Below are 14,497 nucleotides of genomic sequence, written 5' to 3'. Positions count from 1 at the left end.
GGGGGCTTGACCCCTGATCTTGGACACGCTGATTCCAGCACGATGCTGGGGAAGCGAGAATCTGAGGGATGGCAAGGAAGAACTACACGGACGAGTTCCGGCAGCGTGCGGTGGATTTGTACGAGTCCACGCCGGGCGCGACGCTGAAAGCGATCGCGGCCGATTTGGGGATCTCCCGTGGTGCGTTGAAGGAATGGGTCGACAAGCTCGGATCCGGGACCGCTGCGGCCGGTTCGGTGTCGCCGCCGGTGTCGGTGCGGTCGGAGTCGCAGGCGGCGAGGATCATCCGGTTGGAAGCCGAGTTAGCGGTCTCGAGAGCGGAGCAGGTCAAGCTCGAGACGGAGCGGGACATCCTCCGTCAGGCGGCGAAGTATTTCGCTGCGGAGACGAACTGGTGAACCGCTTCCAGTTCGTCGAGGACCACAAGGACGCCTACGGCGTGAAGCGGTTGTGTGAGGTCATCGAGATCGCCCGGTCCTCGTTCTACGCGTGGCTGGCCGCAGCCCCGGGACGGGCCGCGCGAGCCGCGGACGACGCCCGGTTGGCGGCACGGATCCGGGTGCTGCAGGACCCCGCGCAGGGTGGTGACCGCGCCTACGGGGCACCGAGGATCACTGCCGACCTCAACGACGGCGTCCCCGCCGCCGGGCGGGTGAATCATAAGCGGGTCGCTCGGGTGATGCGGGAACACGCGCTCGCGGGGATCCGACTGCGCCGCCGGGTGAAGACCACGATCCCGGACCAGTCCGGACGGAAGTTCCCCGACCTGATCGGGCGGGACTTCAGCACCGGGGAACCGAACCGCAGGTATGTCGGCGATATCACCTACCTCCCCATCGCGGACGGCAGCAACCTGTATCTGGCGACCTGCATCGACCTCGGGTCGCGCAAGCTCGCCGGCTGGCAGGTCGCCGACCACATGCGCACCGAACTCGTCGAAGGCGCTCTCCGCGGCGCGCACCGCGACCGCGGATCGCTGGCCGGCGCAGTGTTCCACAGCGACCACGGCTCGGTCTACGCGTCGAAAGCCTACGCAGCACTCTGCGAGCAGCTCAAGGTGACCCAGTCCATGGGCGCGGTGGGCACGAGCGCCGACAACTCGCTGGCCGAGAGCTTCAACGCCGCGCTCAAACGCGAGCTCCTCCAAGGCGCGTCGGCGTTCCCCGATCAAGCCACCGCCTACCGGGCCGTGTTCCGGTGGACGAACCGATACAACACGCGCCGACGCCACTCCGCGATCGGCCAGCTCACCCCGAACAGCTACGAGAACACCTACGCGGCCGCGAGATCAGCTACCCTCACGGAAGCGGCATAACCGAAATGACACCGTGTCCACGATCCGGGGTCAAGGCCCGCGCGACCACCTCAGCGTGCCAGACGCGAAGGAACTCGCCGCGCGTATCGACCAGGTGCAGCAATCGGGAGTTCGAGCACTCGTCCCAGGCGATAGCGACTGGCCTACCGCCGTCGACGATCTTGGTGAAGTTGCGCCCTACCTGCTGTGGACTCGCGGCGCGTCATCCTTCCTCTCCCGTCCGATGAGCGATTTCTACTGGTAACGTGCGTTGTTCGTGATGGCGCTATTGATGCTCTTGCGACCCGCAAGGTAGTCATCGATCACTGTGTCGCGTCCGCATTGTGATGGCCGCGCTGAGCCCTGCCGGTGAATGCCGTTCCTCAGCTGGGCGGAGCGACGCGCCGACCGCGAGCTCGGTTCGGCGGTCGCCGATTCCAAGCAGACTCTGGTCTGCGCGTGTCTATCTGTGGCCGTCCTGGTTGGGTTGGCCGCCATGCCGCTGTTCGGAAGGGCGTGGGCCGATTCTGTCGCGGCCCTGATTGTCGCGGGCTTCGTCGTGAAACGAGCCTTGATGCCTGGCGAGGCGACGCTTGCACCACCCCGGGGGGATGCTCGCCCTCGAGATCGATTACCACGACCACGACCACGATTTGAGTCTGCTCGTCGCCCGAAGTTTGAATGAAGAAGCGGGCGGCGGTGTAGTCGAGCGCCCCGGAGTCGCCAAGCTGCAGCCAAGAGCTGGTCGGATCGCGTGCGACGCCGAATGCCGCCGCTCTGCTCGTCGTCGCGTTATGGTCGGGCGGGGTGGTGCGGCGCATCCGTCGCATCCCGCTCGCTGAGCGGGATGCGTAACAGGAACTGGGCGCCCGTGCGCCCGTCGGCGCGCTCGTGCGCTGTGAGCGTGCCACCGTGCGCGAGGGCGACTTGGCGTGCAATGGCGAGTCCGAGCCCGAATCCGCCGCCTGTTGTTCGCCGCCGCCGCGACGTGTCTAGTCGCGCGAAACGTTGGAAGACGGTCTCGCGTAGCTCCGCGGCGATGCCCGGTCCGTCGTCGGTGATGGTCAGCTCGGCGATCCCGTCGACGGTGTGCAGGTCCACAGCCACTGCGTTGTGTGCATGCTCGTAGGCATTGTCGGCGAGGTTGCGTAGCAGCCTGCTCAGATCGCGCGCCGATCCCTCGACGCGGGCGGCCTGCGTATGTGCTGACACGTCTCGACCGCCGAGCCGGCGAAGCCTGCGCACCTCGTCGAGTACGAGGTCATCCAGGTCGACTGGTGCGGGGAGTGTCATCGGTGAGCTCTCGGTGCTCTGAGCGAGGAAGAGCAGGTCTTCGGTGAGAGTGGTCATCCGTCCGACTTCGTCGCGGACGGTGGTCAGTGTGTGTTCCAGGTCGGTCTTCTCGGGGTGCTGCAGCGCCACCTCGACTTGTGCTCGCAGGCCTGCGAGGGGACTGCGTAGTTCGTGCGACGCATCCCCGATGAACTGCCTCTGCCTGTCGGAGGCCGTCTCCAGCCGGTCGAGCATCTCGTTCATGGTGGACGTGAGCGCGGCGATCTCATCATGCGTCGGCGGCATCGGAAGTCGTTGGCTGAGGTCGGAGGCCTCGATGGCCGCCGCACGGCGCCGGATCCGCTCGACTGGTCGCAGCGCGGAGGTCACCGCGTACCACACGGTGATGGCAACCACGATCAGGATGAGCGGCAGCCCGAGCCAGAACAGGGTGACGAGACTCGCGGTCGCCGCCTCAACGGTCGTCGTCGACGCGACCGCGTACACCCAGCCGGGCCCCGAGGCCAGTTCCACCGGGTAGGCGACCACACGAAACGATGCGGTCGAATCCAGCGGGGAGTCGTTGAGGGTGGACACTGTGGTCCGTCGTGCCGCCGGCGGGGCAGAAAGCACCGGATCGTCACCCTTGATATTCGCGGTGGAGGCGATCACCGTCCCGTTCGCATCCAGGACCTGCACCAGAGAATCCTGCCGCGGCGTTCCAGGGATGTCAGACGAAGTCGCGGTGCGCGCCTGCGCTGCCACGCTCTCGGCACGGCTGATCAGCGCATCATCAAGACCTGCGACCAGTGACTGTCGTACGAGGGCGGCCAACGCGATGGCGCTGAGCACAAGGGTCAACGCCACGACGAGTGCCGTCAGCGTGGTCACTCGGGCTCGTATGCCCCACCGCATCCGCGGAGCCTTCCCCGGGGCGGGCACCATCACATCCCCTCCGCAATGGCCGGCCGGTCCTGCAGGCGGTAGCCGAGCCCGCGCACGGTCTGGATGTCGTCCCGACCGAACGGGCGGTCAAGCTTGCGACGCAGGTAACCGATGTACACCTCGATGACGTTCGAGTCGACGTCGAGTTCGGCATCCCAGACATGCTCCGCGATGGTGTTCTTGCTCACCAGTTGGCCTTTGCGACGCAACAAGAACTCGGCCAGCGCGAACTCACGGGCGGTCAGTTCGATCTGCACCTCCCCGCGCCAGCACTGGGCGGTCGCCGGGTCCAGTCGTAGATCACCGGTTGCGAGAACCGGATCGCGCGGAGCAGGGGCCCGTCTCAGCAGGGCGCGGATACGAGCCAGCAACACAACATAGGAGAATGGCTTGGAGAGGTAGTCATCGGCGCCGAGGTCGAGCGCATCGGCTTCGTCGTACTCCCCGTCCTTGGCGGTGAGCATCAGGATCGGCACGAGGGAGCCCGATGCGCGCAGTTGCCGGCACACCTCGTAACCGTTCAGACCGGGCAGCATGATGTCGAGCACGACGACGTCAAACTCCTCTTGCTGCGCCAGCCAGAGCCCGTCAACGCCGTTGTCGGCGATACGTGTGGTGAACCCCTCGGCGCCGAGCCCTCGCGTCACTGCGTCGGCGATGACATGTTCATCCTCCACCACCAGGATCTTCATCCTGCTCCCTCCCTCCACCCGACCGGTTCGACGGCCTGTCTCTAGTATCGGAGCGGTCAGCGCGGTGCACGATCCAAACGAACGGATCCTCAGCAGCTTGTCGTGCGCTCTTATGCCCGTCTTAGCCCCGCGTGTCATCGTGAGATTCGTTCATCGTCCGACACGTCGCAGGGATACGGCCATGAATCAACCTGTGATCGCCAACCGGTCCGCCCTCGCCTGCGGCTCAACCGGCCACTGAGACAAACGACCGCGCGCCTCCATCTACGTGATGAAGGTGCCCGCGCCTCGGGGGAATCAGGATGCACTGGCTGCTGAACATACGGATCGACAAGATGTCATTCCTTGTGCCGCTGGCGGCGGTCGTCACTGTGGTGACGTTGTATCTCCTCATTCGGGTTCCGTGGCGGCGCGGCACGCTGGTGAACGGTGCCACCGCTGTGGCCGGTGCACTCACGGGCCTTGTTGCGAGCTGGCTCGTCAGCGATGTCTGGAACGTGTTCGGTCTGCCGCTGACCGCCATGACCCGCATGTGGGTCGCCGCCGCGTTCGCCGGCGTCTTCCTCGCTGCCGTGAATCTGCATCGCACTCGCTGGTGGCGCAAACTCATCGCGACCCTGTTCGGTCCCCTGATCACGGTCGCGGCCGCCGCAGGCATCAACGCCGACTACGGTGCGTACCGCAATCTGAACGATGCCTTCGGTACCGTGCCAGTCGCCGCGCTCACCGCGTCGCGCCCCTCACCGCGCGCTGCTGCGATGGACGCGCAACTGGGTCAGCACTGGGTGGCCCCCGTCGGGATGCCGGCACACGGCACGGTCGGGACCGTCACGATCCCCGGAGCGACATCGCATTTCGCCGCCCGGCAGGCGATCATCTACCTGCCTCCCGCCGCACTGGTGCCCGACCCACCCACCCTGCCGGTGGTGATGCTGTTCGCCGGGCAACCGGGAGCACCCTCGGATGTCTTCACCTCAGGGCAGGTCGCAGCGACGTATGACGCCTACGCGGCCGCGCACAATGGGCTTGCGCCGATAGTGGTGGCCGCCGACCAGCTCGGCGCGCCCCTCCAGAACCCGATGTGCGTCGACTCGCCGATCGGCAACGTCGCCACCTATCTCATCGTCGACGTTCCCGCATGGTTGCACAAGCACTTCAGGGTCGCCGACGGTCCCCGATACTGGGCTGTCGGCGGGTACTCCGAAGGCGGCACCTGCGCCGTCCAATTCGGCAGCGGCCATCCCGAACTCTTCGGCTCGTTCGTCTCGGCTGTGCCCGAGCTCCAACCGACGATCGGACCCGACACGGTAGCCAAGGGCTTCGGCGGCTCGGCGGCCACCTACCGCGCCGCGCAGCCCCTCACGATGATGAGCGCGCACGCCCCGTACCGTGACACGTTCGCCATCATCGGAACCGGAGTCCGGGATGTGGTCTTCACGCAATATGCACGGGAGCTGTCGGCGGCGTCCCGCCGCGCCGGCATCACCACGCAGCTCATGATTGCCCAAGGGTCCGGCCACGACTGGAACACCGTGCGGTTCGTCTATGCCCGCGCACTCCCGCAGCTGGCCGATCGGATGGGCCTGGGCCGATGACGAGCATCGCCAACGTGCCCCGACGACGGGCCCTCACGGCCGCACGAACGGCCGTGTCGATGCTGCGCGCGCAGCCGTTCAGCATCGGCACGGCCACGGCCGTGCTCGTCCTGGGTATGCTGCAGCACTCGCTGTTCGCCACCCCGGTAGATCTGCTGCGGCAGACGGCGACGGGTTTCGAACCCGTCGCCGAGCAGGGCCAGTGGTGGACTCTCCTGACCTGGACGCTGTTCGCTCCTGACACGGCCACGCTTGCCGTCGACGTCGCCGCTATCCTGGTGCTGCTCGGCGCCGCCGAGCGGCTGCTGGGCACATGGCGCACCGCTCTCGCCTACGTTGTCACGGGTGTCGCCGGCGCCGTCGCCGGGATCTCGTTGCAGCTGCTCGGCAGCGGGTCGGGCGAGTTCTGGACACGCAGCACGGTGGAATCCATCGGACTGAATCCCCTGGCACCGATCGCGGGCGCACTGATGGCTGCGAGCGGATCAGCGAGTGCTCTGTGGCGGCGTCGTATCCGGGTACTGACCCTGATGCTCGCTCTCGTGCTGCTGCTGTACTCCGGACAGCCCACGGACCTCTACCTGCTGCTGTCCGCTGTGGGCGGACTGGCGTTGGGGGTAGTGCTGCGCCGCGAGAAGAAGATTCTGCGTTGGGTTCGTGGCTCGCAGCACGAGATCCGGGTGATGATGGCCACTGTCGTGGCCATCACTGCCGCCGGCCCGGTCGTCGCACTGGCCACGGGTTCGCACTTCGGCCCGCTCGCCCCGATCGCGCAGTTGTTGCTGGAGCAGGCCCCGCACATGCCCGAGCTGGCACGCTGCGAGGCGCTGCATGTGACCGACTCGTGCGTGCGCGTGCTGACACTCGAGCGTGCCGCGAACCCGGGCGCTGTCGTGGTATCGGCGGCGCCGCTGATCCTGCTTCTCGTGGCGGCATACGGGATGCTGCGGGGGCGGCGCTTTGCGGTAGGGGTCGCTGCGGTCGTGAATCTGCTGCTGGGCGCGCTCGGCCTGTTCTACTTCGGGATCCTGCCAGTATCGGGACTGCCCTTTGTGATTGCGGCTCCCACCGGCACGCACTGGGAGGTCACGCTCGGGCTGAGCCTCGCGACCCTTATCCCACTGGGGCTCGGGATCGCCCTCATCCTGCTGCGCGGGAACTTCCGCGTGCTGCCCTCCCGACGGCACACGAGAGTCTTCCTTGTCGTGGTGTCGGGGGTGGCCGTCGTCCTCACCGCCGCCTACATCGTCGGCGGGCTGGCACTGCACGATACCGCGTTCACCCGTGCCGTCGGCCTCCGGACGCTCCTCGGCGACGTGCTCGAACGATTCATACCCATCGGGTTCCTGCGTCACGAGAGCGTCGAGTTCCTCCCCACCACGCCGATGGGGGCCTTGCTGTATTTCGGCATCGGTCCTGCGTTCTGGGTGGTCCTGGTCGGCGCGACGGTGTGGGTGCTGGGTGAGCAGCGGAGCCGGAAGCCGCAGGGCACCATGGCGCAGGTGCGACAGCGCTTGAACGAGGGGGGTGGCGATAGCCTCTCGTTCCTCGCGACCTGGCCTGGCAACGCGCACTGGTTCGATCCGTTGAGCCGTGCCGTGATCACCTATCGCGTCGTCGGCCGGGTAGCCCTCACCATCGGCGGTCCCTTCAGCGTGACGGGCTCGAAGGAGCCGGCGCTGAGCCGCTTCGCCCAATTCTGCACCGACAACGGCTGGCTGCCCGTCTTCTACAGCATCGACAGCAAGCATGAGGGCTTCTTCCGATCCATCGGCTGGCACACCATGGTGATCGCGGAGGAAACGGTGCTGCGTCCCGCGACATTCGAGATGGCGGGGAAGAAGTGGCAGGACGTGCGGACCTCCATCAACCGGGCCCAGCGGGCGGGCGTCCGCGCCGTGTGGACCAGTTATGCGGCGCTGCCGCTTGCGCATGCGACGCAGCTGACCGAGATTTCTGAGCAGTGGATGGCCAGCAAGGGACTACCGGAGATGGGATTCACCCTCGGGGGCATCGATGAGCTGCGCGATCCCGCCGTCCGTCTCATGGTGGCGCTGGGCGAGGACGGAGTGGTGCACGGTGTCACCAGCTGGTTGCCGACCTTTCGTGACGCACGGGTGATCGGCTGGACCCTGGACTTCATGCGTCGCAGACCCGACAGCTTCAACGGTGTCATGGAGTTCCTGATCGCCGAGACCGCCCTGCGGATGAGAGATGAGAACGTCGAGTTCCTGAGCCTATCTGGGGCACCGTTGGCGCACACCGCTGCGACCGTGCCGGACGGCGACATCGAGCGGATCCTCGACTACATCAGTGGCACCCTGGAACCCGCCTACGGATTCCGTTCGCTGCTGAACTTCAAGCGCAAGTTCCAGCCCGAGTTCCACCCACTGGTGATGGCGTATCCCGACCCCGCCGCGCTGCCGGTGATCGGGCTGGCCTTGACCCGAGCGTACCTGCCGCGCCTGTCGCTGAAGAATGCGGCCGCGCTCGCGCGCGGCAAGATCTGAACGGGTTGCGGCGGCTTCCGCCGGGCGGCCTCGTTCACGGCATCTTGTCGAGTGGGCTTATCCCCGCCTTATCGGGCGATGTCATCCTTCGAGAGTTCACACTCATCCACTGAATGAAGGAGACGGACATGAGCATGAGCCGCAAGAGAAAGATCCTGCTGACCTCGGTGATGGTCCTGGGCCTGTCGGGCCTGGGGATCGGTGCAGCGAACGCCGCCACGACGCCCGCCACGACGCCCCCGAGCCACAGTTCCACCACTGCCACCGAGCCCCCCTCCACCGAGGCCCCCGGGGCCGGCGAGACGCCGGAGAACTCTGCGACGGAGTCGACCGTCAGCGACGGCAACGACGGTGGTCATCAGGATCCGGAAGGCGTCGACGTGCAGAACGAGGGAGGTGCGAACGAGAAGTAACCTCGTCGACTGCGAAGGGGGCGCCCGGGCTGGGCGTCCCCTTCCCGCGCTATTGGGACCTTCCGGCGCGGCGGCGGATGCCCACGACATCGCCCCGAGGAGATCCGACTGTCACCGTTCGGGCGGAGCAGGGAACAGGAGGTCAAAGGTCGAGCCGGCACCGGGGGCCGAGGTGATGCGAATGCTCCCGCCATGCGTGTGCATGATTCGCTCGACCACGGAAAGCCCGAGCCCGTGACCGGTGGAAGAACGTACGTCCTGGCTGCGCCAGAATCGCTCGGTCGCATGCTCGACCTCGTCCGGAGTCATTCCGCGGCCGGTGTCGGTGATCGCGACGACGGTGGTGTGCGCATTGGCGGTGACCGTCACGGTGATCGTTCCCTCGTCAGGGGTGAACTTGATCGCGTTCTCGAGAACGTTCGATATCGCGCGCACGAGAAGCGCGGGGATGCCGTGCACCGTCACGCCCGGAGCCGACCGGACCGTGAGGCTCTGACGCCGCACACTGTGTTCAGTGGAGCGGATCGCATCCCGGATCACCGTGTCGATCGGGACGGCGACGAACCGTGAGCGAAGCTCGGCCGGCGCTTCCTGAGCGAGCAGGAGCAGATCTTCGGTGAGATCGACGAGCACCTGGGTGGCGTCGAGCGTTGATGAGATCGACTGCCGGTACTGGTCCGCGGTGCGCTTTCGCAGGAGAGCGAGTTCGAGCTCGCCTCGGATGACTGTCAAGGGGCTCCTGAGTTCGTGGGATGCGTCGTCGATGAAGCGTTGCTGCCGTTCGACGCTGCGCCGCAGCGGCGCCAATGCGGCGCGGGCCATCCAGTAGCTGGTGAACGGCACGATCACACACAGCGCACAGAACCCGGCGATCAACGCGGTTCGCAGATGCGAGAACCCCAATTCGACGGGGTTTGCTGCCGCGGGCCCGTCCTGAGTCGCCACGTCCAGATCGAAGGTCCAGGTGACGAACCAGTAGATCCCGACCGCTACCGCCCCGAAGAGGACGAGCTGGATGAGAGTGTAGATGACCGTCAGTCGTCGTACGGCAGACGCGAACATCTCACGGCTCCGAGTCATCTGCGGGCATGATGATGTACCCCGATCCGCGACGAGTCTCGATGATGTCGTCCTCGCCGGGAAGGTTGAGCTTCTTCCGCAGGTAACGGACGTAGGTCTGCACGACGTTGCTGAAGCCGATGTAGTTGCTGTCCCAGGCATGGTCGATCAGCTCACTCGAGCTGATGACGGTCCCGGCGTTGCGCATCAGGTAGTCGAGGACGGCGTACTCCTTCGCGGTCAACGGGATGCTGCGTCCGGACCGGTGCGCGGTGCGAGTTGCAGGATCGAGTTGTATCCCTCCGCGTGCGCGGAGCATGGGGGGTGCCACTCGGGGTGAACGACGCAGCAGGGCCCGGACTCTCGCAGCGAGTTCGTCAAGATGAAACGGTTTGGCCAGGTAGTCGTCCGCACCACCGTCGAGGGCGCCGACTTTGGATGCGACGGAGTCGAGGGCGGTGAGCATCAGGATCGGCGTGTGCGGCCTCAGCTGCCGCAGCCGCGCGCATACCTCGATGCCCCCTCGCGGGTGGCCGGGCAGCATGATGTCCAGGATTGCCAGGTCGTAGACCTCGAGCTCGATCGCTTCGATCCCCGACTCCACAGAGTCGGCGTGATCGACGGCGTACCCGTTCTCGGCGAGGGCGCGAACGAGAATGCTGGCGATTCGGATGTCGTCCTCAACGATGAGCAGCTTCATGATCGGGTTGAGCGCATCTTCCTGTCCCCGTCCGGTTGACGTATGACTGTAGTCGATCTGCCTTTCGGCACGTGTGCCCGCTCCGACGGCGTCGTGGGGTTTCTCGTCACCCGCCGACGACTTCTCCGGTCCCTGCGCCCTTGGTTGCGGAGCCTTTCGCGATGGCCGCGTCCTTGGCGCTGACCTGGATCGCGAAGTCGACCTTGTTCGTTGAGCTGCGATAAATGCTGTACCGGTTCTCTGCGTAGTGGTGCGGCCCCTTCTCGTTGTCGAAGTAGATGGTCGTGGTCGCTCCTGCCGGGAGCGTGAGGTCCGTCAAGGGCAGGTAGTAGGACTCGGACGCGTGCGTGGTGGCATCCGTCATCGTGTAGAAGACTTCGAACCCGTTGAGCGTCTTCGTGGACGAGTTCTTCAGAGTGATCTGCAGCCGGTCCCCGATCGCTTGCTTGGTCGACGGGTCCACGTTGTTCTCGGCCAATGCGTTCTCGATCGACAAGCCTGGCAGCGTGCTGGTGTTCTGGATCGGGTTGGTCTGGACGGGCAGTAGTGAGGATGCGGTGCCCGGGGACGCGGTCTGAGTGGGCGACCCGTTCGATGCGGTCGGCACTTGGGCGGCGATGTTGACGCCGACGATCACTGCCGCGATTGCCGCGGCGACGACGATGATGGCGATGAGGGCTTTTCGGTTCATGGGAGCTTCCTTCTCAAAGTGCGCCGGGTGGTGGCGAGCATGGCGAAGACGACGGAGGCGACGCTCGCTGCCGTCAGGGTGATGGCGTAGGGGAACATGTCCGCCCAGATGCTGCCGAGCGGCTGCTGGTTGTATTGCTGCTTGATTCCGGTGAAGGCGAACGACAGGCGTTCGAAGTGCTTCTCGATCGAGGACACCTCGATCCCGTTGCGGATCGTGTCGAACCCGGTGAAGTGCGCCATGACGGTGAGCTCGTCCGCCTTCTTGATCTGGAGAGACGCGAACAATCCGCCAGGCACCTGGTTGTCGGGATCCATGGTGTCCCCGATCTGGGGCATGATCAGCACCACGACGAGCCAGACGACGAGTCCGACGATCAGCCCAGCGCTGAGCTGACGTGACAGCGCCGTGATACCGACCGACAGGGCGCTCCAGAAGACCAGATAGAACCACGCCACGACGGCAACGATGAGGACGCGGACGAGATCGGAACCGGACAGCGCAGCACCGCCGACCGTTGCGACCGCCGCGACCGAGACGAGACTGATCGCGGCGACGACGACCATCCAGACGAACGACAGCGCGATGAGCTTGCCGCCGGCCATCGAGAATCGACGTAGCGGACGCGTGAGAATGAGATCGAGCGTGCCCCGGTACTTCTCTTTGGCGACGGTGCCGTATCCGAGTACGACCGCCAGCAGGGCACCCAAGATCTCGACGTACTCGATGCCCCCACGAAGCAGCTGCAAGGGGAACAGCTGCGGTGCCGCGGGGACGGCGGTGCTGTTCGAGCTCGACAGCTGGCTGACGTACTGGTGATACGCATCGAGTTGCCCGTGGAAGTCCGCGGAGCCGATCAGCACCGAGATGACGATACTGATGGTGAGGAAGCCCAACAGAACGCCCAAGAGCGGATCGCGCCGAAGATCGAGGACTTCCTTGGATGCGACGGCGAACAGGTCAGTCATTGAGTGCGCTCCTCATCCGTTCGCGGGTTGTTGTCGCCACTGCGAGGGCGAGGACGACGACGAAGACCGCGACCGCGATGACCCCCGGCACAGGGTCACCCGTGGTCGTCGCGTCTCGGAGCAGGATGGCGGAAGCATGCTTGAACTGTTCGGTCACCGCGAACGGGCCGGTGACCAGGTTGATGGCGTCGAACACCCCGCCTGTGGGTGCCGGGACGGAGGGCACCGGGTTCAGCAACGCCACCGGACGGGCGGCTGTGCCCAGCTGCGGGAGAACGAACGTGATGAAGCTCCAGATTACGAAGGGGATCAGCAATGCTGTCGTCTCCTTCTTGCTGTAGATCCCCGAGATCATGCCGAGCACGCAGAAGCCGGTCAGCAGTAGCCAGGACAGCGCGGCGAACAAGATGAGACGCACGGTCGAATCCAACTCCAGCGGACCTCCGGAGATCGCGGAGATGCTCACCCAACTGACGACTGTGCTGAGCGCGACCACGGACGCGATCACGACGCTCAATGCCGCGAGCTGGCCCAGGAGACGTGCGACGGGATTCGTCGGGCGGCTCAGGACCAGGTTGTAGGTGGTCGCCTTTCTGTCGCGCAGCGTCGCCTGGACTCCGAGCACGATGGCCATGAGAGCGCCGATGAGGACGACGTAGATCACGGAATTGTGCGCATAGTAGAGCGGTGACGTCCCATCGAAAGGATTCGGCGCGGACGTGAGCCCGGACGCAGTGATCTGCTGGTACACGGCGGTCACGGTGCTGCGGGCGCTCCATCCGATGACCGCTGACAATGACACCATCCCGAGGAACACGAACAGCAGCAGCTGCGGCATCCGGGCTCGCCTCGTGCACAGCAGCTCGTGCTCGAAGGATGCGGCGAAGCCGGTCATCGGATCGGCGGGGACTCGAGGGTGAAGTACAGGGCCTCGAGCGAGTCGTCCCCCGGGTACGCGTCCCGTGTCGCCGCGATCGTGCCGTTGTGCACCAGCGTCCCGTTGCGCAGGATCCCGATGCTGGTGCAGGTCTTGGTCACTTCCGACAAGAGATGCGTGTTCATGAAGATCGTCATCCCGTACTCGCTGTTGAGTTTGGAGATGGTGTCTCGGAGCCCCCGCACGCCTTCGGGATCGAGCCCAGACGTGGGTTCGTCCAGGAACAGCACTGTCGGGGCGTGCAGGATCGCCTGTGCGATACCGATCCGCTGGCGCATCCCTTTGCTGAACCCGCCGACGCGGCGATCCTCCACACCGCCGAAGTCGAGGAAGTCGAGGACCTCGGAAATACGCGGATCCGGTCTCCGCAACCCGGAGAGGCGTCCGAAGAACCGCAAATTCTCCCTGACGGTGAGGTGGTCGTAGAACTGCACGTTCTCGGGAAGGTAGCCGATCGACCGCCGCACCTCACCGGCCTGGGTGGCGACGTCGTGCCCGTTCACCAGCGCGGCCCCCGCGCTGGGCGGTATCAGCGTCGTGAGGACGCTGACGGTGGTCGTCTTTCCGGCGCCGTTGTGTCCGAGGAGCCCGAAGATCTCACCCCGCGGAATCTGCAGTGACAGATCGCGCAGCGCATCCCGGGTCCCGTAGGACACGCTCAGATGCTGCGTCTGAATGGCGAAATCAGTCATGCCTGCGACGTTATGCGGGGCAACGTGAGATGAGAGTGAGAGAGCGAATCCATCCCCGGACTCTTACCCAAGCCAGGCCAGCACCGTAGCTGCCGGTCGACTCGATCGCCCACGCGCGTCGTTCGTCGACCGTGAGCGTCTTGGCCCACCTGAGCGCTTGACCGTACCCTCGTCGCGTCGCGGGAAACGTCGCCGACGCTAGTTCACCCTGCCGTGGTGACGCTGACGACGGCCGCTGTCACCCGGTCGCGATCCGGATCAACGCCGATCACATGGTCGACGAGCTCTGCAAGAGCAGCCATTTCTCTACCTCTTCCTCTTCGATGGGTCCACCGCCGGAGGGATCGAGGCAGGACTGTGACGGGTCACCCGAAGGGACAAGCTCCTAATCAAGCCATCTGAAGTCGGCGGTGCGGCCGGCGGACATATCTCCAAATGAGGACACCCGGAGGGTCGGTCATTCTGCGGGTCACACCAGCCGACACCACCTTGCCGCGCAGCATGCCGCAAGTGTCACAATCGTTCTGGTCACTACTGCAGACGAACGTGCTCAACCAGCAGCGGTGGACGAGCCGGCAGGAGCTGCGGCTGGCCATCGTGGTCTGGATCGAACGGAAGTACCACCGCCAGCGAGCCCAGGACACCCTCGGCGGCTTGACGCCCATCGAGTTCGAAGCCAAGCTAGCCGAGCCGCTCACACTCGCGGCCTAAACCGAACCTGTCACCAGT

12 protein-coding genes and 1 pseudogene are annotated in these 14,497 nt (G+C 65.6%); 5 read left to right on the top strand and 8 right to left on the bottom strand.

All coding sequences use genetic code 11. The features are described from left to right. The first annotated feature begins 68 nt into the window (after positions 1 to 68). Positions 69 to 1,315 (top strand): IS3 family transposase gene (locus ABS64_RS00780; RefSeq protein WP_292680093.1). Its coding sequence is split into 2 segments (ribosomal slippage): positions 69 to 381 and positions 381 to 1,315, totalling 1,248 coding nucleotides; the frame shifts between segments, so codons are not numbered across the junction. A gap of 771 nt (positions 1,316 to 2,086) precedes the next feature. Here the strand turns inward: ABS64_RS00780 and ABS64_RS00770 are convergent. Further along, the gene (locus ABS64_RS00770; protein WP_292680092.1) at positions 2,087 to 3,457 is read right to left on the bottom strand and encodes a HAMP domain-containing sensor histidine kinase; all 1,371 of its coding nucleotides are present in this window, start codon (positions 3,455 to 3,457) and stop codon (positions 2,087 to 2,089) included. A gap of 53 nt (positions 3,458 to 3,510) precedes the next feature. Then, positions 3,511 to 4,203, bottom strand: a complete 693-nt coding sequence (locus ABS64_RS00765; RefSeq protein WP_292680090.1) for a response regulator transcription factor — start codon at positions 4,201 to 4,203, stop codon at positions 3,511 to 3,513. 335 nt (positions 4,204 to 4,538) lie between these two features. Between ABS64_RS00765 and ABS64_RS00760 the strand changes: the two genes are divergently transcribed. The 3 genes from ABS64_RS00760 (at position 4,539) to ABS64_RS00750 (ending at position 8,721) form a co-directional block, all read left to right on the top strand. Then, positions 4,539 to 5,798, top strand: coding sequence for an alpha/beta hydrolase-fold protein (locus ABS64_RS00760; protein WP_292680088.1), 1,260 nt, complete (start codon positions 4,539 to 4,541; stop codon positions 5,796 to 5,798). Further along, complete coding sequence (locus ABS64_RS00755; protein ID WP_292680086.1) at positions 5,795 to 8,308, top strand: rhomboid family intramembrane serine protease; 2,514 nt, start codon at positions 5,795 to 5,797, stop codon at positions 8,306 to 8,308. The genes ABS64_RS00760 and ABS64_RS00755 overlap by 4 nt, the downstream gene beginning before the upstream one ends. Before the next feature lie 128 nt (positions 8,309 to 8,436). Beyond that, positions 8,437 to 8,721 carry a hypothetical protein gene (locus tag ABS64_RS00750; protein WP_016465064.1) on the top strand — a complete coding sequence of 95 codons (285 nt, stop codon included), beginning with the start codon at positions 8,437 to 8,439 and terminating at the stop codon, positions 8,719 to 8,721. Positions 8,722 to 8,832: 111 nt separating this feature from the next. Here the strand turns inward: ABS64_RS00750 and ABS64_RS00745 are convergent, their stop codons facing one another. The 6 genes from ABS64_RS00745 to ABS64_RS00720 form a co-directional block, all read right to left on the bottom strand. Continuing rightward, complete coding sequence (locus tag ABS64_RS00745) at positions 8,833 to 9,783, bottom strand: HAMP domain-containing sensor histidine kinase (RefSeq protein WP_016465065.1); 951 nt, start codon at positions 9,781 to 9,783, stop codon at positions 8,833 to 8,835. Position 9,784: 1 nt separating this feature from the next. Beyond that, on the bottom strand, positions 9,785 to 10,480 hold the full coding sequence (locus tag ABS64_RS00740) for a response regulator transcription factor (RefSeq protein WP_016465066.1): 696 nt from the start codon (positions 10,478 to 10,480) through the stop codon (positions 9,785 to 9,787). A 106-nt stretch (positions 10,481 to 10,586) separates the two neighbouring features. Then, on the bottom strand, positions 10,587 to 11,171 hold the full coding sequence (locus ABS64_RS00735) for a hypothetical protein (protein WP_016465067.1): 585 nt from the start codon (positions 11,169 to 11,171) through the stop codon (positions 10,587 to 10,589). Next, positions 11,168 to 12,139 (bottom strand): ABC transporter permease subunit, encoded by a 972-nt coding sequence (locus ABS64_RS00730; protein ID WP_016465068.1) that lies wholly within the window; start codon positions 12,137 to 12,139, stop codon positions 11,168 to 11,170. Before ABS64_RS00730 ends, ABS64_RS00735 begins: the two co-directional genes overlap by 4 nt. Then, positions 12,132 to 13,034 carry an ABC transporter permease gene (locus tag ABS64_RS00725; protein ID WP_016465069.1) on the bottom strand — a complete coding sequence of 301 codons (903 nt, stop codon included), beginning with the start codon at positions 13,032 to 13,034 and terminating at the stop codon, positions 12,132 to 12,134. The genes ABS64_RS00730 and ABS64_RS00725 overlap by 8 nt, the downstream gene beginning before the upstream one ends. Next, positions 13,031 to 13,768 carry an ABC transporter ATP-binding protein gene (locus ABS64_RS00720; RefSeq protein ID WP_016465070.1) on the bottom strand — a complete coding sequence of 246 codons (738 nt, stop codon included), beginning with the start codon at positions 13,766 to 13,768 and terminating at the stop codon, positions 13,031 to 13,033. Before ABS64_RS00720 ends, ABS64_RS00725 begins: the two co-directional genes overlap by 4 nt. 516 nt (positions 13,769 to 14,284) lie before the next feature. Here ABS64_RS00720 and ABS64_RS00715 point away from each other — a divergent pair. Beyond that, positions 14,285 to 14,479 (top strand): annotated as a pseudogene (locus ABS64_RS00715) (IS3 family transposase); the annotation flags it as partial. Positions 14,480 to 14,497 lie beyond the last annotated feature (18 nt).

The sequence above is a fragment of the Microbacterium sp. SCN 69-37 genome (assembly GCF_001724435.1).
In the GTDB taxonomy this organism is placed as follows: Bacteria; Actinomycetota; Actinomycetes; order Actinomycetales; family Microbacteriaceae; genus Microbacterium; species Microbacterium laevaniformans.
Note: the sequence above shows the minus strand (reverse complement) of the source record. Positions and strands in the feature narration are given on the sequence as shown.